Source organism: Micromonospora sp. WMMD1076 (genome assembly GCF_029581475.1).
In the GTDB taxonomy this organism is placed as follows: Bacteria; Actinomycetota; Actinomycetes; order Mycobacteriales; family Micromonosporaceae; genus Micromonospora; species Micromonospora aurantiaca.
Genome location: NZ_CP120862.1, coordinates 3,944,264 through 3,963,511 on the forward strand (window position 1 = coordinate 3,944,264; position 19,248 = coordinate 3,963,511).

Below are 19,248 nucleotides of genomic sequence, written 5' to 3' on the forward strand. Positions count from 1 at the left end.
CCGCCCTCGTGCGTGTCCCCCGGTCAGAGGGTGAGCACGACGGTGGAGATGCTCCGCGCGCCGACGTTCACCGTCACCTGGTTGCCGTTCACGCCCACCGGCTGGCTCGCCGCGCCGGCGTTCTGCGAGGTAGCCACGTACTCGGCCCGGCTCACGGTCTGCGGCGCCTGGATGATCGCGTTGTTCACCGCGCTCGTGGACCGGTTGAGGATCACCAGCGTGACCTTCCCGTCGCCGGAGTAGGCGGTCACCTCCAGCGGCGACGCCTTCGAGCTCTTGGTCAGGGCGACCCGCTGGTAGCCGGGCCGCACGTACTTCGCGTACTGCGCGAACGCGTACCCGCGCTTGAGCGGCGCGCCCGCCACGGTGCCGTACGCGGACTCGCCGTCACCGATGAACGAGTAGTAGCGCTTGCCGTACCACCAGACGTACGCGCTCCAGTTCGACTCCATCGACTTGTGCACGGTGCGCATGATGTCGTCGAGCGTCTCGTTCCAGACCGCGGCGTTGGCCGGGTTGCCCCAGATGTCGGACCCGCCGCCGTCGGCCTCGTGCAGGTTCCACTCGGTCATCCACACCGGCTTGTCGTACTGCTGCGCCAGCGTGTACGGCTTCAGCCGGCCGGACGCCTCCGTGCCGTACAGGTGACCGCCGATGTAGCCGATGTTGTTGCGGGCCGCCGCGTCGTTGAGCGTCGGGTCGGTGTAGCCGTAGTTCAGGTTCACCGCCTCGGCGACCATCAGCTTGGTGTTCTGCACCTTGGCGCCCTGCTCCCGCACGAAGGTCTGCAGCTCGGTGCCGCTCCAGTCCATCGAGTCGTAGTCCGGGTGCCAGTCCGGCTCGTTCTGCACGGACGTGACGTCGATCGTCACGCCCTGGTTGCGCATGTACTGGACGTAGCTGCTGAGGTGGTTGGCGTAGTCGTCGTAGTAGTCGGTGCGCAGCTTGCCGCCGTTGATCCGGCTGTTGTTCGTCTTCCAGGCCGCCGGGGCGGTCCACGGCGACGCCATGATCTTCACGTCGGACCCGTACGACTTCGCCGTCCGCAGCGCGCTGACCTGGGTGCCCCACTCGCCGGACACCGGCGAGACGCCGGTACGCACGATGGACAGGCCGAGCTGGTTGGGGCCGAGCCCGACGAGTGTCTGCGTCTCGGCCGTCGACCACGCGCCGCCCCAGATCGACACCGCGGCGCCGAACCCGTCGATCGTCTGGTAGCGGCTGGCGGTGTTGACGGTGATGTCCGCCGCCCCGGTTGGCGGCGGGCTGCTCGGTGAGCTGGTCGGCGAACTCGGCGGGGAGGTGGACGGTGACGTGGTCGGCGTCGTCGTGCCACCGGTGCAGGTCACCCCGTTGAGCGCGAAGCTGGTCGGAGCGGGGTTGCTGCTGGTCCAGGCCCCGTTGAAGCCGAACGACGTGCTGCCGTTGGTGGGGATGGACCCGTTGTAGTCGACGTTGCGGGCGCTGACCGCCGCTCCGCTCTGCGTCACAGTGGCGTTCCACGCCTGGGTGACCGTCTGGCCGGCGGCGTAGGACCACGTGAGCGTCCAGCCGTTCACCGGGTCACCGAGGTTGGTGACTGTGACGTTCGCGCCGAAGCCGCCCTGCCACTGCGAGGACACGGCGTAGGTGACCGCGCAGCCGGCGGCCGCCGCCCCGGCCGGCAGCGCCGCGGCGACCGCTGTCGACGCCAGCAGGACGGCCCCGGCCGACAACACCGCGGTACGGGTCGTCTGGTGCCTTCTCATCGGACCTCTCTCTCCTCGATCGACCGGCTCAGCGCTGGAGGGTGAGTAGTCCGGGTCGGTAGGGCAGGAGGCCGTAGTCGCCGCCGGAGTTGGGGGAGCGGCCCTGGTAGAGCAGTTGGAGGTTGCAGGGGTCGACGGTGAAGGTCTGGTCGGCGGTGGTGCGGATCAGTTCGCCGTGGCTGATGTCGTTGGTCCAGGTCGCGCCGCTGTTGGCCTTGCCGGCGAACGGGTTGGACTCGGTGGCGGCCTGGGGGGTCCAGGATCCGCCCAGGCTGGTGGCGGTGAAGGAGCGGAAGTAGCGGCCCTGGCTGCCGATCGCCTCGACGATCATCAGGTAGCGGGTCTGCCCCTGCAGCTTGTAGACCTGCACTGCTTCGAACAGGTTGTTCGTCGAATCCGACATGATCGTGGTGTAGGTGGACCCGAAGCTGCCGGGGAAGTTGCCGATCGGCATGCTGGAGCGGTAGATCTTGCCGTTGTCACCGGCGAAGAACAGGTACATGTTCTGGTCGTCGGCGATCAGGGTCTGGTCGATCGGGCCGGTGCCGGAGCCGGAGATGCTGCCGGTGAACAGCGGCTGCGCCGACGACCACCCGTTCGGGTTGGTGGGGTCGGTGGAGGTGCGGTAGGAGAACGCGGTCGGTCCCCACTGGTAGGCCAGCACCCAGATGTTGCGCGGCGCGAAGTAGAACAACGTGGGCGCCACAGTCCCCGACGACATCGCGTTCTGCGATGCCGAGGCCATCTGCGACCAGTTGGAGAACAGCCCGAAGTTCATCGACCCCCACGACGACCCCGTGTCGTGGGTGGTGGCGTAGACCAGGTGCCGGCCGTTGTACGGCACCACAGTGAAGTCCTTCAACGACACCCATCCCGACCGCGGCTGCGCCAGAGCGCCCGTCGACGACCACCGGTACGACGACGGCAGGCTGCACGTCCCACCCGGCGGCGGCGTCGTCGGCGGTGCGGTGGTCGGCGGTGCGGTGGTCGGCGGTGCGGTGGTGGGAGCGCCGGTCGGGCCGCCGGTCGGCGTGGTGGTGCCGCCGGTGCAGGTCACCCCGTTGAGCGCGAAGCTGGTCGGCGCCGGGTTGCTGCTGCCCCAGGAGCCGTTGAAGCCGAACGACGCGGTGCCGTTGGTCGGGATGGACCCGTTGTAGCTGACGTTGCGGGCGGTCACAGCGGCTCCGCTCTGGGTCAGCTCGGTGTTCCACGACTGGGTCACCGTCTGCCCGGCGCCGAACGACCACGTCAGCGTCCAGCTCGACACCGGGTCGCCGAGGTTCGTGATGGTGACGTTGGCGCCGAAGCCGCCCTGCCACTGCGACGAGATCGCGTAGTCGACCGAGCAGCCGGCGGCGGCCGCACCGGCGGGCAGTGCCACGGCGACCGACGCCGACGCCAGCAGTGCGGCGCCGGCCGATGCCCATATGACATTGACTGACCTGGATCTGAACATGAATTGACCTCCTGCGGGGGGAGCGGCTCCGACATTGGCGGCGGCGATTGTGTTGTGAGCGTTAACAGCCGCGTCAGAGATGTTACGGGAGCGCTCCCACACACTCAACAACCCACCCACCGGCCCGACCCCGTCGATCATGAAGTTGGCCGGGTTCAATGCGGACAAATCCGCGGTCCAACTTCATGATCGACGGGGTGAAAGGGGAGGGAGAGGGGGTGGGTGGGGGTCAGGCGGGGGTGCAGGGGGTGTTGTCGGCGGTGCACGCCGACGGGGCGTCGTTCTGGGGGTCCGGGTCGCGGACGTCGAACCGGATGGTGGCGGACTCACCGCCCGGCAACGCCCCACCGGTGAACGTGACCACGGTGCCGTCCTGGGTGGCCTCGGCCCCGCTCACGCTGCCCACGGTGGCGCCGTCGTGCAGCGTCACGGTGACCGTCCAGCCCGGACGCGGTGACGGGCCGGGATTGCGCAGCACCACCTCGCCCCGGTAGCCGAATACCCGGTCGGTGACCGTCTCGTAGGTGGCGGTCAGCGGTACCGCCACCACCGCCGAGGGCGTCGGGCTCGGCGTACGGCTGGGGGTGACTGGCGGCGTCGGCGAGGGCGACGCGCTGCGGCGGCTGGCACCGGGCGTGGGTCGCGCGGTCGTGGGCCGGACCGACGGCGTGGCGCTGGACGGCATCACCAGCGAGGTCGTGGGCGTCGGCGCGGCCGGCGCGGGCGGCTCGTCGGCGGTGGCCCACACCGTGGCCCCGGCCGTGGCGGCGACCAGCGTCACCGCGCCGGCCGCCAGCAGCACGCGGCGTCGCCCGGGGCTGCGCTCGTCGTCGCCGAGCAGCCGGATCACAGGCAGTTCGGCGGTCAGTCCGCCCTCGGCGCGGCGCAGGTCGACGTTCTGGAACGCCAGCCAGTCGAGGATCGCCGGCAGCCGTCCGGTCACGGCCTGCTCGTGCTGCTCGGCGCGGGCGTCGGCGTCCCAGTCGCCCTCTTCGAGCACCTCCCGCACGGACAGCCGGGTGCCGTGTGCGGTGGGGGTCAGGTCGCAGGCGAGCCGGGTGGCCCGGCCGGTCTCCCGGCAGCGGACCACGAGCCGGTCCGGCGCGCGCAGCTCGACTGTCTCCACCTCGGTGTCGCCGTCGTAGCCGGGCAGCGCGGCGGTGGCCAGGATCGACCGATCGGACCCGGGCGCGCTGTCGGCGAACCACTTGGCCAGCAGCGCGCGTTCCGTGAGCGCCCGCCAGATCCGGGCGGGCGGGTGGAACAGGTCGACCTCGGTGACGATCTCGATCACGCGGAGACTCTAGGGCCTGTGTCAAGGTCGGTGCGGGGCGCTGTCGCCGTCGTCGTGCCAGCGAGCCCGCCAGGCGGCCTCGCTCTCCTCGGCGCTGGCCTTCTCCTCGTGTATCAGCCGGCGCAACGCGGCCCGGGAGTCTGCGAAGATCACCAGCTCGGCCGCGACCAGTGCCACGCAGATCGCGGTGAGCAGGCCCAGCGCGCCGAGCGCCGGCAGGTGCCGTCCGACCGGCAGCGCCGCGGCGAGCAGGACCAGGGTGCCGAGCCGGGTCCAGGACAGCGTGCGCAGCGCGCGCCACTGGAACGCCATGTTGGCGGCGAAGTAGACGATCACGCCACCGAAGAGCAGCGGTACCGCCGGCCCGTGGCCGCGTTCCATCGGGCCGCCCGCCGGGTCGGTGACGATCCGGACCAGTTCCTCGGCGCCGATCGCGAACAGGATCACCCCGGCGATCATCGGCAGGTAGAGGTAGGCGTACGCGTCGCGGGCCAGCGTCACCCGCGCGTGGCCCTGGGCGGCGTGCAGCGCGATCCGGGCGGCCGGGCCGATCATGTCGAAGTGCGCCCACCAGAGCGCCGCGGTGAACAGGATGCCGAAGATCGCCGCCGGGATCGCCGGCCAGGTCACGGCCTGGCCGAGCAGGTTGCCGCCGACGCCGACCGAGATGACCGACTCGCCGAGCGCGATGATCAGGATCAGGTCGTACCGTTCGGTCCAGTGCTCGGCCGAGGTGATCTTCCAGCCGCCGGTGCCGGCCAGCAGGCCGCTGCTGTACTGGATGGCCACCACCGCGATCCACAGCCCGTCGCGCAGCCACGGGCCGACCTCGGGGGACACGCGCGGTGACAGCAGCGCGGCCACCAGCAGCAGGGTGGCGGTGACCAGCGCCTCGGGCAGGAACAGTCGCAGCTTGCGCCGGGCCGGTGGATCGCCGCTCGTGGCGTACCAGTACAGGGCGGTGTGCACGAGCCGGATCACCACGTAGCTGATCGTGACCAGGATCGGCCCGGCGCTGCCCTTGTCCAGGTCGCCGAACGTCTGCGGCAGTGCGAGCGCGAACGTGAAGAGCGCGATCATGCCGACCACCATGAGGATCGGCACGAAGCCCTCGCCGAGACGCAGCCGGGCGGCGACCGCGCTGTGCACCACCCAGCACCACCAGAGCACGGCGAGCACCAGCAGCGCGTGCAGCAGTTCCCCAGGGGTCACGTTCGCGGCGGTGGCGCGCGTGATGATGAAGAAGGACACCACGAAGACGAGGTCGAAGAAGATCTCGAACCGGTCCACCCGGGTGGCGGGGGCGACGCCGGTCGCCGGCCCGAGCCCTTTGCGCCACCGGTCGCCACTCACCGGGCGAGTGTGTCAGCCCGGGTCGGGCGGAGTGTCGCTTTCGTCGGCCATTCCACCGGTCCGGCGGGGGAGCGGCGCGTTCAGCCCGCGGTCGGGGCGGCGTGGGCGAGCACGTCGCGCAGCACGTCGCGCAGCGCCCGCCCGGGGTGCTCCAGCCACTCGTGGGCGGCGATCCGCAGGGACGCGAGGAACGTCGCGGCGACGATCCGGGCCCGTAGCGCCGCGTCGGGTCCGGTCAGCCGGCGGGCCAGTTCGGCGGCCATCTCCCGTTCGAAGCCCGCGTACGCGCCGACCTGGTGCGCGGCCAGACTCGGGTGGCCGTGCAGCCGGCGGCGCCGGTTGAGCCAGGGCTCGGCCGGGTCGTCGTAGCCCTCCTCGGCCTGGGCCAGGGCGGCCCGGGTCAGCGCGGCCCACGGCGACAGCTCCGCCGGTTGTTCCGCGACGAGCCTGAGGAGCCGGCGCAGCCGCAGCGTGTCGCCGTGGAAGATGGCCTCCTCCTTGCCGCCGAAGTAGTTGGAGAACGTCCGCCGGGAGACGTTGGCGCCGTCGGCGATCGCCTCGACGGTGATCTGGTCGGGGCCGTGCTCGACGGCGAGGGACAGCGCCGCCTCGTGCAGCGCCAGGCGGGTCGCCGCCTTCTTCCGCTCCCGCAGCCCGGTGCACTCGTCCATGAGGGCCAGCGTAGGTGACCCATTTCTCAATGGGCAAACTTGCCTACCGGGCAAGGTTTAGTGTTGATTGCTTGAGGCAACGAAGCGGCCACCCGACATCGACACACCTGGAGGACGCGCGCATGAGCGCACCCACCATGACGGCTGAGGCCGCACCCATGAACCGGCGGCAGACGCTGGAGGCACTCAGCGGTCTGCTGCTGGTGCTGTTCGTCGCCATGCTGAGCGGCACCGTGGTCTCGACCGCCCTGCCGAAGATCATCGGAGCGCTCAACGGCTCGCAGACGCAGTACACCTGGGTGGTCACCGCCACCCTGCTCACCGCCACCGCGACCACCCCGATCTGGGGCAAGCTGGCCGACCTGTTCAACAAGAAGCTGCTGATCCAGGTCGCCATCGTGGTCTTCCTGGTCGGGTCGGTCGCGGCCGGCTTCGCGCAGAGCGCCGGGCAGCTCATCGCCGCCCGCGCGTTCCAGGGCATCGGTGTCGGTGGTCTCCAGGCGCTGGTCCAGGTCGCCATCGCGGCCATGATCCCGCCGCGCGAGCGCGGCCGCTACAACGGCTACCTGGGCGGCGTCATGGCGCTGGCCACAGTCGGCGGCCCGCTGCTGGGCGGCCTCATCGTGGACACCTCCTGGCTCGGCTGGCGCTGGTGCTTCTTCGTCGGCGTACCGGTCGCGGCCGTCGCGCTGTTCCTGCTCCAGATCACCCTGAACCTGCCCACCGTGCGCCGGGACAACGTCAAGATCGACTACCTGGGCGCCGCGCTCATCGCCGCCGGTGTCAGCGTGCTGCTGATCTGGATCTCGTTCGTCGACGACTCGTTCGCCTGGGTCTCCTGGCAGAGCGGCGCCATGGTCGGCGGCGCGGTCCTGCTGCTCGCGCTCGCCGTCTGGGTGGAGGCACGGGCCGCCGAGCCGGTGGTGCCGCTGCACATCGTCCGCGAGCGCACCACCGCACTGGCGATCCTGGGCAGCCTGGCGGTCGGTATGGCGATGTTCGGCGGCGCGGTCTTCCTCGGCCAGTACTTCCAGATCGGCCGCGGCTACAGCCCGACCGAGGCCGGCCTGCTCACCATCCCGATGATGGCCGGCGTCCTGGTCTCCTCGATCGTGGCCGGCCGGATGATCACCGCCACCGGGAAGATCAAGCCGTACATCGTGTTCGGCTCCGTCGTGCTGGTCGTCGGGTTCGCCATGCTCGGCACCATCGACCACGAGACGTCGCTGGTCCTCGTCGGCCTCGCGATGTTCATCGTCGGTGTCGGTGTCGGCATGACCATGCAGAACCTGGTGCTCGCCGTGCAGAACACCGTCGCGCTCAAGGACATCGGCGCGGCCAGCGCCAGCGTCGCGTTCTTCCGCTCGCTCGGCGGCACCATCGGCGTGTCGGTCCTCGGCGCGGTGCTGGCCCGCCGGGTCACCGACCGGATCACGCACGACCTCGCGGCGGCCGGCATCCCCACCTCCGGCGGGGGCGGCGGCAGCACGCTCAACCTCGACGCGCTGCCCGAGCCGGTACGGCAGATCGTGCGGGCCGCGTACGGGGACGCAACGGGGCACATCTTCCTGATCTCGGCCGCCATCGCGGTGGTGGGTATCGTTGCGGCGCTGCTGCTGCGCCCGGTCACCCTGCGTTCCAGCCTCGACCTGCCGGACACCGGCCGTTCGGTGGCGGTGGGAGCGGACGCCGTCGACGGCGCGCCCGCCTTCGACGAGGTGAGCGTGGACTCGGCCGGCCGGGAGGAACGCGCCCGCCGCTGAGCCCGTACCCCCAGGGCCGTCGCCGACCCCGGCGGCGGCCCTGGTCCATGCGGGGACGAACCGAAGGAGGAGCCGTGGACGTCACGCGGACCGCGCCCGCCCGCCTCGCCGCATGGCAGCGGGCCGCGCGCGAGCTGGCGCTCGTCGCCGTGCTCTTCCTGGCCTACAAGGCGGGCCGGCAGGTGGTGGCCGGGCACGCCGGGGTGGCCCTGGCCAACGGCGAGTGGGTCTGGCGGCTGGAGCGGCTGCTGCGCCTGCCCGACGAGACGCTCGTGCAGGGACCGCTGCTGGCGCACGATCTGCTGGTACGTGTCGCCAACTCCTACTACGCCTATGTGCACTTCCCGGCCACCGTGCTCTGCCTCGTCTGGCTCTGGCTGCGCCGCCCTGCGCACTACGTGCGGCTGCGGCGGGCCCTGGCGGCGCTCACAGCGGTCGCGCTGGTGCTGCACGTCTGCGTCCCGCTCGCGCCGCCACGGCTGACCGCGCTCACCGGGCTGGTCGACACCGGCACCCGGTTCGGGCCGAGCGTCTACGGACCTCCCGACACCGACCAGCTGAGCAACCAGTACGCGGCCATGCCGTCGCTGCACGTGGGCTGGGCACTGGCGATCGCGGTGGCGCTGATGGCTGTCACCACCGGACGCCGCCGCTGGCTCTGGCTGCTTCATCCGCTGGTGACAGCGCTCGTGGTGGTGGTCACCGGCAACCACTACTGGCTCGACGGCGCCGTCGCGGTGGTGCTTCTCGTGGTGATCCTGGCCGTCCTGCCGGCACCCGCACCGGACCTGCCCACGCTCCCGCCCGGACCGGTGCGCCCGCACGTGGTGCCGGCGCCGCGCCGTGCCGGCCGCCGCCGGAACCCGAAGGTCCCGGCGGCGGCCGACGTGCGGCTGCGGCCACCCGGGCGCGGCTGAGGGCCGCTCAGCGCAGCGTGCAGACCGTGCCGTTGAGGCGGAACGCACCCACCGGTACGTTCGGCCCGCTGTACGCGCCGACGAAGCCCACTGTCGTGCTCCCGCCGTCGGCGGCGAGCCGCCGGTTGTCGGCGGCAGGCGTCACCCGGACATCGCGGCCCTGCTGGTCCCAGGTGGCGGCCCACCCGCTGCTCACCTGCTGCCAGGCGGTAGGCCAGGTCCAGGTGAGCGTCCAGCCGTCGACGGCCTTCGTGCCCGTGTTGATCACCTCGACGTTCGCCACGTACCCGTTGCCCCAGTCGTTGTCGTCGTCGAACCGCACCGCGCAGGAGCTGTCGGCGGGGCTGCCGGTGGCGAACGTCAGCGGCGGCGACGACCACGAGACCCGCCCGGCGGTGTCCCGGGCCAGCACGTTGACCGTGTAGCGGGTGCCCGGTTCGAGGTTCCCCACTGTGAGCGACCTGCCGGCGGTCTCGCCGAGCTGCTCGCTCACCGCGCCGTACTGCCGATGCACCTCGTACTTGGCGATCGGTGCCGCGCCCGGCGTGGCCGCCGGCCAGGAGATGGTCGCCGCGCGGTCGGTCACCGCGCTCGCCGCCGGCCGCCCCGGGGCACCGGGCCGCCCGGCCGAGCTGCCGGCCGGTCGCAGCACGAGCGTGGTGAGCGAGTACGGCGGCAGCGTCCGCGCGGTCGCGCTGCCGGAGCGGGCGGTGCCGATCTCGGTCGCGCCGTTGGTGAGCGTGTGCACTGTCGGCGCCTCGTCGGCCGGGGTGAACCCGGCGTAGCCGAGCGCCACCGGGTGGGCGGTGTCCGGATCCTTGTTGAGCAGCAGGACCGCGACGCTGCCGTCGGGCCGGCGGACCGCGTGCGCGGCGACCAGCGGCTGATCGGTCCCGGCGCGGACGAGCTGGTCACCGGGCCGGACGAACAGGTTCATCATGGACAACGCGTGGTACGGCGCGAACGGGGTGTTGAACGCCGGCTGGCACACCTCGCCGTCGCTGGTGCAGTTGCCGCTCGACAGCAGCCCGAAGTCGCCGTAGTCGGTCTGCCCGGCCACCTCGGAGACGGTGCCGATGCCGTTGTGCACGTTCCACCACTGCACCGTGAACACGCCCTGCTCCAGCAGGCCGCTGTAGGCGTCGGCCAGGAACAGCGCGCCGGGCGCGGTGGTGCGGCCGGCGTCCACGTTCAGCTCGGTGAGGCTGATCCCGATCCGGTCCGCGCCGGGGCCGGCGTACCGGGCGATCTGCTGGCGCAGCAGCCAGGCCGCGTCGGGCAGGTGGCTGGTACGGGCCAGCGAGTCGGCGGCGGCGCCGCCCGGGTACCAGTGCACGTCCACGAAGTCGATCTTCGGACCGGCGATGGACAGCACTGTCTGGTTCCACGGCCCCGGATCGGATCCGGCGGTGATGCCGTCCGGCCAGTTGCCGGGCATGGTGAGCACCGCGCCGACCTTGATGCTCGGGTCGGCCGCCTTCATCGCGTCGGCGTACTCGACGACCAGCCGGGCGTACTGGGAGGCGCTCTTGTCCGGGTGGTCGTCGGCCTCCCAGGCCGAGCCGTAGTGGCCGTTGCCGTAGTTCTCGTTGCCGACGGTCCACCACTTCGCGCCGTAGCCCTTGGTGACGTTGGCGTAGCGGACCCACGCCGCCGCCTCGGCGGGCGTGCCGGTGCCGTAGTTCGCGATGATCATCGGCTCGGCGCCGACCCGGCGGGCGCCGGCCATGAACGTGTCGAAGTCGGTGTTCGGGGCGACGTAGCCGCCGGGCGCGGTGTGGGTCTCCCAGTGGTAGATGTCGGCGTACGAGCCGCCGGGGTAGCGCAGCATCTTCACGCCCGCAGCCCTGAGCAGGTCGGACGTCTCGGCGGTGCCGAGCTGCGAGTCCCAGATGGCGTGGTTGACGCCGAGCGCGGTGGCCGGGACGGTGGCCAGCCCGGCGCGGGTGTTCACGGTGACGGTGACCGGGTCGGTGGGGTCGGCGGCGGCGACCGGCCCGCCGACGGTGCTGAGCGCGGCGGCGAGCAGCAGCAGGCTGGCCGCGAACGCGGTGGTTCTCCTCATGCGGGGGTGTCCTTCGGAGTGGGACGACGAGGCGATGCCCGGTCTGCGTCGTCCTCCCGGAGCCGTGACGGCGGCGGGTGCCCACGAACGACGATCGGCTCCGCGCGGCGAGCCATCGACGAGGATCATACGCCCGGCGGTGGGCGTGCAGGACTTAATTTATAGACGGGAGTCTTTACTGTTAACAATGTTTAATTTATGTTCGGGGCACCTTCCGATCCCCCCGAAGGAGTTGCCACCATGCGCCGAAGAATCACCCTCCCGCTGCTCACCGCCGGTGCCGTGACCGGCACGCTGGCGCTCGCCGCGCCCGCGCAGGCCCACGGGTACGTCTCCTCGCCGCCCAGCCGCCAGGCGCTCTGCGCGCAGAACCGGGTGCCCGACTGCGGTCAGATCAAGTACGAGCCGCAGAGCGTCGAGGGCCCCAAGGGCCTGCGCAGCTGCCACGCCGGCATCGCCCAGTTCGCGGTGCTCAACGACGACAGCCGCAACTGGCCGGCCACGGCGGTCGGCAGCACCGTCACGTTCACCTGGGTCAACACCGCCCGCCACGCCACCGCCAACTGGGAGTACTGGATCGGCGGCACCCGGGTCGCCGTGGTCGACGGCGGCGGCCGGCAGCCCGGCGCGACCGTGTCGCACACGGTCAACCTCGGCGGCTTCTCCGGCCGGCAGAAGCTGCTCGCGATCTGGAACATCTCCGACACCGCCAACGCGTTCTACTCCTGCGTCGACCTCCAGATCGGCGGCGGAGGCGGCAACCCGAACCCGTCGCCCACGCCGACCGCGGCGCCCACCACCCCCGCACCCTCGCCCACACCCACCCGGACCAGCACCCCGGCGCCGGGCGGCACGTGGACGGCCGGGCGGGCGTACCAGGTCGGTGACACGGTCACCTACGACGGCCGCAGCTACCGCTGCCGCCAGGCGCACACAGCGATCGCCGGCTGGGAGCCGCCGAACGTACCGGCGCTGTGGCAGCAGATCTGAGCCCGCGTACCCGCGCGGCGGAGCCGGCCGGTCCCCGGCTCCGCCGCGCGTCCGCCGCCGCCCGGCCGGCCGCGGCGCTGCTCGCGGGAGTGCTGGCGCTGACCGGGTGCGGCGGCCCGCCCGCGGGCGACCCCTCCCGGCCGAACCCGTCCGCCACGGCCTCGGTCCCGGCCGGCGCGGACGCCACGACCAGCGGGATCGACGCGCTGTTCCTGGCCATGATGGTGGCGCACACCGAGCAGACGCTGGAGATCGTCCGGCTCGGCCTCGACCGGGCCACCGATCCGCGGATCCGCACGCTGATCGCCGCCGTCCGGGCCACCGAGACCGACGAACTGGCCACCATGCGCGGCTGGCTGCGCGACGCCGGCCCGTCGGCCGCCGCCGCGGCCGCCCGGCACGACCACTCCGGGCACAGCGACGCCGCCGCCGGACTGGCCCGGCTGCGCGCCGCCGCGCCCGCCGACGCCGACCGGGTGCTGCTCGACGTGCTCAGCCGGCACCAGCGCACCGCGGCCGACCTGGCCCGCGCCCAGGTCGCCGCCGGGACCAGCGAGCGGGTACGCGACCTCGCCCGCCGCATCGACCGCTCGCGTACGGCCGAGGTCGACCTGATGGCCGGCCTGGGCTGAGCGGCGGGCCCGCGGAGGCGCCGGGGCTGCCCGGACGGGGCATGACCTTCGTCACGGTCGTCGCCGCCGGTGACCGCCTCGACAAGACCGGCGAATCGGCGCGCACCAGCCCTTTCCGCGAGCCGCCGGGCCACTTCCGAGCCGGTGGCGCGGCCGGTTCGCGCGCCGCCGCGGTCCTCCCGTCGGCAAAACCGGCCGCATCTCGTCCCAGGTCATGGCTACGCTGTCGCCCGGACGCCGCCCCGCCGCGCGTTCCGCAGACGGCGCGCGGCGCCGCCACCACCTCCCAGTGCCGGACCGGATCCAGGAGACCGTCAGTGACCCAGCAACCCGTTGCGACGTCGACCAAGCTCGACGCCGCCGTACTCAAGGTGGCCGGCGTCGTCGTGCTCGGTGCGATCATGTCGATCCTCGACGTGACAGTCGTCAGCGTGGCGCTGCCGACGTTCCAGAGCGAGTTCGACGCCACGTACGCCCGCGTCGCGTGGACCATGACCGGCTACACCCTCGCGCTCGCCACGGTGATCCCGCTCAGCGGCTGGGCCGCCGACCGGTTCGGCACGAAACGCCTCTACATGGTGGCATTGGCGCTGTTCACCATCGGCTCGGGCTTGTGCGCCACGGCCGACTCGATCGGCGAGCTGATCGCCTGGCGGGTGGTCCAGGGCCTCGGCGGCGGCATGCTCATGCCGCTCGGCATGACGATCATGACCCGGGCCGCCGGCCCGCACCGCATCGGCCGCCTGATGGCGGTGCTCGGCATCCCGATGCTGCTCGGCCCGATCACCGGCCCGATCCTCGGCGGCTGGCTGATCGACGTCGCGAGCTGGCACTGGATCTTCCTGATCAACCTGCCGATCGGCGTGGTCGCCCTGGTCTACGCCCAGATGGCGCTGCCCAGGGACAACGCCGAGCCGTCCGAGTCGTTCGACTTCCTCGGCATGCTCATGCTCTCGCCGGGTCTCGCGCTGTTCCTCTACGGCATCTCCACGCTGCCCGAGACCGGCACCGTCGCCGATACGAAGGTCTGGCTGCCGATGCTTGCCGGCGGCGCGCTCGTGGTCGCCTTCGTGCTCTACTCGTTCCGGCCCCGGCACCCGCTGCTCGACCTGCGGCTGTTCCGCAACCGCAACCTGACCATCGCCACGGTGACCATGTTCGTGTTCATCATCGCGTTCATGGGCGCGGGCCTGCTGTTCCCGAGCTACTTCCTCCAGGTGCGCGGCGAGACGACGCTGACCGCGGGCCTGCTGATCGCGCCGCAGGGCATCGGCGCGATGCTGACCATGCCGATCGCCGGCATGCTCGCCGACCGCGTGCCGGTCGGCCGGACGGTGCCGTTCGCGCTGGTGCTCATCGCGGCCGGGTTCTTCACCTTCACCCAGCTCGGCACCGACACGTCGTACTGGCTGCTCTGCGGCTCGCTGTTCGTGATGGGCCTCGGCATGGGCGGCACGATGATGCCGATCATGACCTCGGCGCTGAAGACGCTCAGCGCGGCGGAGGTGGCGCGCGGCTCCACGCTCGTCAACATCCTCCAGCAGATCGGCGGCTCGGTCGGGGCCGCGGTCATGTCGGTCATCCTCACCAGCGAGCTGAACGGCTCGCGGCCGATCCCCGGCGTCACCGACCCGGCCACCGGCACCCCGCTGACCGAGGCCCAGCTCGCCATCGCCTCCCAGCAGCAGCCCGAGCTGATCCAGCAGTTCCCGGTGCCGCCGTCGCTGATCGAGCGCGGGCTCGACTACGCGGCGAACTCCTTCTCCACCACGTTCTGGGTCGCCTTCGGCCTGGTGCTGCTGACCTTCATTCCGGCCGCGTTCCTGCCCCGCCGCCGCGAGCCGTCGCACCTGCTCGACGGCGACCCGGGCGAGGACAAGCGTCCGGTGCCGGTCCCGATCCACTGACCGCCGCCGTGACCCGGGGCCGGACGCGGACGCGTCCGGCCCCGGGCCGTTCCGGCGCCGCGATCCGCCTCCCCGGCGACGGCCGGCACCTAGGATCGGAGGCGGAACCGGAGGAAGGCGGGCCAGCGTGAGCGCAGACGACGCGCAGCGGTCGGCGCGACGGCGTAACCGGCTGCTGCTCGCGGGCCTGCTCGCCGTCGTCGGGCTGATCCTGCTGCTGCTCGGCCTCACCGTCGCCACCGGCACCGTCGCGGGCGTCGAGGTGGTGCTCGCGCTGTTGCTGCTGGTGACCAGCTACGCGATCCAGCGGGTGGCCCGCCGCGAGACCGTCTACCGCGACGAGCGGCGCTGACCGGTCCGGCGCTCCGGCCGGGCTAGGCTGCCACGGTGGATCACGAAGATCGCATCGCGCTGTTCCTCGACTACGAGAACCTGGCCCTGGGCGTACGGGACCATCACGGCGGCCGGCCGTTCGACTTCCGGCCGATCGCCGACGCGCTCGCCGAGCGGGGACGCGTGGTGGTACGCCGCGCGTACGCCGACTGGTCGTACTTCGACGAGGACCGGCGCATGCTCACCCGCTCACACGTCGAGCTGATCGAGATCCCGCAGCGGATGGGCGCCTCGCGGAAGAACGCCGCCGACATCAAGATGGCGGTGGACGCGGTCGAGCTGGCGTTCGAGCGCGGCTACATCTCCACCTTCGTGATCTGCACGGGGGACAGCGACTTCACCCCGCTCGTACACAAGCTGCGCGAACTCAACAAGCGGGTGATCGGCGTCGGGGTGGAGAAGTCCACCTCCGCGCTGCTGCCGCCGGCCTGCGACGAGTTCCTCTACTACGACCGCCTCGAAGGCGTGGACGTACCGCCACCGGCCGCCCGCCGGTCGCGTCCCGCCCGCCCCTCACCGGCGGAGCCGGCGCCCGAGCCCGTGGTGGAGACCGCGGCCGAGGAGGAGTCGGCGAGGGACGTCGACACGCTCGCCGTGCAGCTCGTGCAGACAGTGGCCGGCATGCAGGGCAGCTCCAGCGGCGACGTGACCGCCTCCGCGCTCAAGCGCGCCCTGCTCCGCAAGGACCCCACGTTCAGCGAGTCCGACTACGGCTTCCGCACCTTCGGGGAACTGCTGCGCCACCTCGCGGCGCACAACGTGGTGGAGCTGGCCGCCGGGCCCGCTAAGGGTGACCCGGAGGTGTCACTTCCCGAGCGGGGCGACCGGGAGGTCGCGTTCGGGCTGCTCCGCTCCGTGGTGGTGGACCTCGCCACGGACGGCGGAGCGGTGGCGCTGTCCGGGCTGAAGGACCAGCTCCGGCGCGCCCGGCCCGACTTCAGCGAGAAGAAGCTCGGCTACCGCAGCTTCCTCCAGTTCTGCAAGGCGGCGGCGACGGGCGGTGCGGTGGAGTTGCGCTGGAGCCCGGACGACGGCGACTACCTCCTGACTCCCCAGACCCCCTGACCCACTCCGCCGCCCCCGCCCCCGCTCCGCCCCGTCGCCCGCCGCCCCGCCCTTCGCCTCCGAGATTTTGCACTTGCTGACCTCTGAAAGCGGGATGAATCGCCCATCCCGAGGGCAGTGAGTGCAAGATCGTCGGGGCTCGGGGCTCGGGGCTCGGGGCTCGGGGCTCGGGGCTCGGGGCTCGGGGCTCGGGGCTCGGGGCTCGGGGGCACCCCAGCTTGATCCACGCCAGCTCGCCGAGGTGGCGGGGTCCGAGCCCGCCGCATGCCGCCACCTCGGCGCAATGGTGTCGATCAAGCGGCCGCCACGGCAACCGCCCGGGCACAGCCGATCAGCAGCCCGGGCGCGGCCACCTGGTTCGCCATCCTCGACCGGTACGTCGAGGATGGTGGCACCTTCATTCCCCGGCTGGCACTCGACTTCACGGGGTCAGGAGAGGGCCGCGTCTACCTGGGCTGTCGCGCCGAGCCTTACGGTCAGGCCGAGCCGTCGGCCCAGCTGGCCGATCAGGTCCAGCGGGGCCGCCTCGGACGAGGCGGTCGGGCTCGGGTCGCCGGTGGGACCGGGCTCTCCGGTCGGGCTCGGGTCGCCCGTCGGGCTCGCGGTCGGCGCCGGAGTCACCTGGCCGGCGGGAGGGCTGGGCGGCTCGACGGGCGCCGGCGGGCGGTCGCCGACCCGTGCCGGCGGCGACCCGGCGACGGGCGGTGCGGTGGTGAGAACTCGTGCGCCGGACCGAGCGGTCGCCGCCGGGAGGTGCTTCGGTGGCGGCGCGGGCCGGGTCGGCCGGACCGACGGCGACGACGGGTCGACCGGAGTCGCCACGGGCGGCACCCCAGGAGCGGCCGTCGTGGCCGGAGCGAGCGGGTGGGCGGCCGGTCGGTGTGCCGGATCCGTCTGCCCGGCTGTGGCCGTCCAGGTGCCGGCGGAGGTGACGCCCAGCAGTACGGCCACAGCCGCGACGCCCGCTGCGGCCAGCCGCCGGGGGAGCGCCCGGTCGGCCGGGGCGTCCCACGGGCCGAGCGGCCGGGGTGGCCGGGGCCGGGCGGCCCGGTGAGCGGACCGCAGCGCCTCGACGTCTTCGACGACCGCCTGCCGTGTGCCGGTGGCGCCGGCGTGGGCGAGGGTGAGGTAGAACCTGGTGTTCGCCGCGCCCGGGGCCGGTACGCGCAGGCCCGCCGGGGTGCCGCCGTCGGCGTCGTGCAGCAGGGTGACCGGACGGTCCGGGTGATGGCCGAGGCCGCGTACGTCCCGCAAGGGCCAGTCCCTCCGGGCGTCCTGCCCGGCGAAGGCCACCCGCCGGTCGGTCACCACGGCGGTGCCGCTGTCGACCACGCGTAGTCCCGCCGGTAGCGGGCCGTCGGCCGGGTCGAGACAGCCGACGAGCGTGCGGCCCGGCGCCGGCAGTCCGGGCAGGTGCCGGGCTGTGGCCTCGACCAGGTCGACTGTGGGCAGGACGCGGTAGACGACCTCGCCGTCTCCCAGCGGCACCGGGAGCGTCGTGCCCGGCAACGCGCACCCACTGAAGCCCGCGGCCTCCATCGACAGCCGGTCGAGGTGCTCGGCGCGGCGGCGCCAGGTCCGGACCGCCGTCTCGTACGCCTGGCGCCGGCGCTCGTTCTCGCGCCGCACCCAGGCCAGTCGCCGCTGCGGATGAGCCCCGATCGCGTCGGGTCGCCTCGCCGTCACACCTGGTACAACGCCCTGCGGAGAGCGCGGATACGTGAGCGCGGCTATCGTCCGGTTTGGCGGTGGTATGCCCGCGATTAGACTTCGCGCATGCCGCGGATCGTCCAGTTGCTGGCCTCGCCCGTGCACCGGTACGTGGGCCGCCCGGCGGACGGACCCGCCCCCGCGCCGCCGGGCGAACTGGTCGACCGGGTGGAGCTGCGCGCCGGGCTCGGCATCGTCGGTGACCGCTACTTCGGCCGTCCCGCGCACCGGCAGGCGAGCGTCACGCTGATCGCGCGGGAGTCGCTGCCGCCCGGCGCGGACCTCACCCAGCTGCGGCGCAACGTACTGACCGAGGGCATCCCGGTGGACGAGCTGGTCGGCCGCGTGCTCACGCTCGACTGCGGCGACGGCCCGGTCCGGCTGCGGGTGCACCGGGCCGCGCCGCCCTGCGCCTGGCTCGACGTGGTGGTCGCCCCCGGCACGTGGAAGGCGCTGCGCCGCCGCGGCGGCGTCCGGTGCGCGCCGCTCACCGACGGCGTCCTGCGGGTCGGGCCGGTCACCGTGTCCGTCGACGACTGACAGCGAGGGAACTTTCCTGCCCCGCCGGCCGACCAACCGGGGGCGACCGGCACTCCGGCGCCGGCAGGAGGGACGCCACTGATGAACCGAGCGGGGCGCGCATCCGTACCGTCCGGCATGAGCATGCCGGACCGGCGGGCCGGCCGCGGATGAGCCCGGACGCCGACGACGAGCAGGTGACCGGGTGGGCGCGCCGCGCCGCCCGGGGTGACCAGCTGGCCGCCGCCGCGTTCGTCCGGGCCCTCCAGGGGCCGGTGTGGCGTTTCCTCGCCCACCTGGCCGGGCCCGCCGAGGCCGACGACCTCGCCCAGGAGACCTTCCTGCGCGCGCTGCGCAGCCTGCCCGGCTTCGCGGGCCGGTCCTCGGCGCGTACCTGGATCTTCACCATCGCCCGCCGGGTCGCGGTGGACCACGTGCGGGCGGCGACCGCCCGGCCCCGGGTCGCGGCGCTGCCGGACTGGCAGGCCGCCGCCGAGTCGGCCGGCGCGGTGACCGGCGGCGGGGAGGACGGGGTGGTGCTGCGCGGTCTCATCGCCACGCTGGCGCCGGACCGGCGGGAGGCGTTCGTGGCCACCCAGGTGCTCGGCCTGTCCTACGCCGAGGCGGCCGAGGTGTGCGGCTGCCCGGTGGGCACCATCCGCTCCCGCGTGGCCCGCGCCCGGGAGGACCTGGTCGCCGCCTGGTCCGGCGACGCCCGCGACCGCCGGGCCCGCTGAGGCAGCGACCGCCGGGGCCTGCGGGGAC

General features: G+C 72.9%; 16 protein-coding genes. 9 read left to right on the forward strand and 7 right to left on the reverse strand.

The genetic code is table 11. The features are described 5' to 3' along the window. Positions 1-23 precede the first annotated feature (23 nt). The 5 genes from O7622_RS18715 to O7622_RS18735 all read right to left on the reverse strand — a co-directional run bounded on the left by O7622_RS18715 (position 24) and on the right by O7622_RS18735 (position 6,522). Positions 24-1,748, reverse strand: coding sequence for a cellulose binding domain-containing protein (locus O7622_RS18715; protein WP_282309450.1), 1,725 nt, complete (start codon positions 1,746-1,748; stop codon positions 24-26). Positions 1,749-1,776: 28 nt separating this feature from the next. Continuing rightward, on the reverse strand, positions 1,777-3,204 hold the full coding sequence (locus O7622_RS18720; RefSeq protein ID WP_282309451.1) for a non-reducing end alpha-L-arabinofuranosidase family hydrolase: 1,428 nt from the start codon (positions 3,202-3,204) through the stop codon (positions 1,777-1,779). 229 nt (positions 3,205-3,433) lie between these two features. Then, on the reverse strand, positions 3,434-4,498 hold the full coding sequence (locus O7622_RS18725; RefSeq protein WP_282309452.1) for an SRPBCC domain-containing protein: 1,065 nt from the start codon (positions 4,496-4,498) through the stop codon (positions 3,434-3,436). 21 nt (positions 4,499-4,519) lie between these two features. Further along, entirely contained in the window at positions 4,520-5,851 is a 1,332-nt protein-coding gene (locus tag O7622_RS18730) for a low temperature requirement protein A (RefSeq protein WP_282309453.1), read from the reverse strand. An 80-nt stretch (positions 5,852-5,931) separates the two neighbouring features. Beyond that, positions 5,932-6,522, reverse strand: coding sequence for a TetR family transcriptional regulator (locus O7622_RS18735; protein WP_282309454.1), 591 nt, complete (start codon positions 6,520-6,522; stop codon positions 5,932-5,934). 122 nt (positions 6,523-6,644) lie between these two features. Between O7622_RS18735 and O7622_RS18740 the strand changes: the two genes are divergently transcribed. Next, positions 6,645-8,285: an MDR family MFS transporter gene (locus tag O7622_RS18740; protein ID WP_282309455.1), complete on the forward strand. Its 1,641-nt coding sequence runs from the start codon at positions 6,645-6,647 to the stop codon at positions 8,283-8,285. 74 nt (positions 8,286-8,359) lie between these two features. Beyond that, positions 8,360-9,202, forward strand: a complete 843-nt coding sequence (locus tag O7622_RS18745; RefSeq protein WP_282309456.1) for a phosphatase PAP2 family protein — start codon at positions 8,360-8,362, stop codon at positions 9,200-9,202. A gap of 7 nt (positions 9,203-9,209) precedes the next feature. Here the strand turns inward: O7622_RS18745 and O7622_RS18750 are convergent, their stop codons facing one another. Continuing rightward, positions 9,210-11,267, reverse strand: a complete 2,058-nt coding sequence (locus O7622_RS18750; protein ID WP_282309457.1) for a cellulose binding domain-containing protein — start codon at positions 11,265-11,267, stop codon at positions 9,210-9,212. Between the two features lie 240 nt (positions 11,268-11,507). On the opposite strand from O7622_RS18750, the gene O7622_RS18755 reads away from it, so the two are divergent. The 5 genes from O7622_RS18755 (at position 11,508) to O7622_RS18775 (ending at position 16,254) form a co-directional block, all read left to right on the forward strand. After that, positions 11,508-12,257 (forward strand): lytic polysaccharide monooxygenase, encoded by a 750-nt coding sequence (locus O7622_RS18755; RefSeq protein WP_282309458.1) that lies wholly within the window; start codon positions 11,508-11,510, stop codon positions 12,255-12,257. Further along, on the forward strand, positions 12,242-12,889 hold the full coding sequence (locus O7622_RS18760) for a DUF305 domain-containing protein (protein WP_282309459.1): 648 nt from the start codon (positions 12,242-12,244) through the stop codon (positions 12,887-12,889). The genes O7622_RS18755 and O7622_RS18760 overlap by 16 nt, the downstream gene beginning before the upstream one ends. Positions 12,890-13,206: 317 nt before the next feature. Continuing rightward, entirely contained in the window at positions 13,207-14,796 is a 1,590-nt protein-coding gene (locus O7622_RS18765) for a DHA2 family efflux MFS transporter permease subunit (protein ID WP_282309460.1), read from the forward strand. A gap of 127 nt (positions 14,797-14,923) precedes the next feature. Next, entirely contained in the window at positions 14,924-15,148 is a 225-nt protein-coding gene (locus O7622_RS18770; protein WP_013286169.1) for a hypothetical protein, read from the forward strand. A gap of 35 nt (positions 15,149-15,183) precedes the next feature. Beyond that, the gene (locus O7622_RS18775) at positions 15,184-16,254 is read left to right on the forward strand and encodes a PIN domain-containing protein (protein ID WP_282309461.1); all 1,071 of its coding nucleotides are present in this window, start codon (positions 15,184-15,186) and stop codon (positions 16,252-16,254) included. A 429-nt stretch (positions 16,255-16,683) separates the two neighbouring features. On the opposite strand, the gene O7622_RS18780 is transcribed toward O7622_RS18775, so the two are convergent. Next, positions 16,684-17,883 (reverse strand): hypothetical protein, encoded by a 1,200-nt coding sequence (locus O7622_RS18780; RefSeq protein ID WP_282309462.1) that lies wholly within the window; start codon positions 17,881-17,883, stop codon positions 16,684-16,686. 147 nt (positions 17,884-18,030) lie between these two features. Here O7622_RS18780 and O7622_RS18785 point away from each other — a divergent pair, with 147 nt between their 5' ends. Further along, positions 18,031-18,504 carry a molybdenum cofactor biosysynthesis protein gene (locus O7622_RS18785; RefSeq protein WP_282309463.1) on the forward strand — a complete coding sequence of 158 codons (474 nt, stop codon included), beginning with the start codon at positions 18,031-18,033 and terminating at the stop codon, positions 18,502-18,504. 149 nt (positions 18,505-18,653) lie between these two features. After that, positions 18,654-19,220, forward strand: a complete 567-nt coding sequence (locus O7622_RS18790; RefSeq protein WP_282309464.1) for a sigma-70 family RNA polymerase sigma factor — start codon at positions 18,654-18,656, stop codon at positions 19,218-19,220. The last annotated feature ends 28 nt before the right edge of the window (positions 19,221-19,248 follow it).

What these genes read in the sequence shown, in the direction of transcription:
- O7622_RS18715 (WP_282309450.1), bottom strand. Translation starts at nt 1,748, where the DNA reads ATGAGAAGGCACCAGACGACCCGTACCGCGGTGTTGTCGGCCGGGGCC.
- O7622_RS18735 (WP_282309454.1), bottom strand. Translation starts at nt 6,522, where the DNA reads ATGGACGAGTGCACCGGGCTGCGGGAGCGGAAGAAGGCGGCGACCCGC.
- O7622_RS18750 (WP_282309457.1), bottom strand. Translation starts at nt 11,267, where the DNA reads ATGAGGAGAACCACCGCGTTCGCGGCCAGCCTGCTGCTGCTCGCCGCC.
- O7622_RS18785 (WP_282309463.1), top strand. Translation starts at nt 18,031, where the DNA reads ATGCCGCGGATCGTCCAGTTGCTGGCCTCGCCCGTGCACCGGTACGTG.
- O7622_RS18755 (WP_282309458.1), top strand. Translation starts at nt 11,508, where the DNA reads ATGCGCCGAAGAATCACCCTCCCGCTGCTCACCGCCGGTGCCGTGACC.
- O7622_RS18790 (WP_282309464.1), top strand. Translation starts at nt 18,654, where the DNA reads ATGAGCCCGGACGCCGACGACGAGCAGGTGACCGGGTGGGCGCGCCGC.
- O7622_RS18720 (WP_282309451.1), bottom strand. Translation starts at nt 3,204, where the DNA reads ATGTTCAGATCCAGGTCAGTCAATGTCATATGGGCATCGGCCGGCGCC.
- O7622_RS18740 (WP_282309455.1), top strand. Translation starts at nt 6,645, where the DNA reads ATGAGCGCACCCACCATGACGGCTGAGGCCGCACCCATGAACCGGCGG.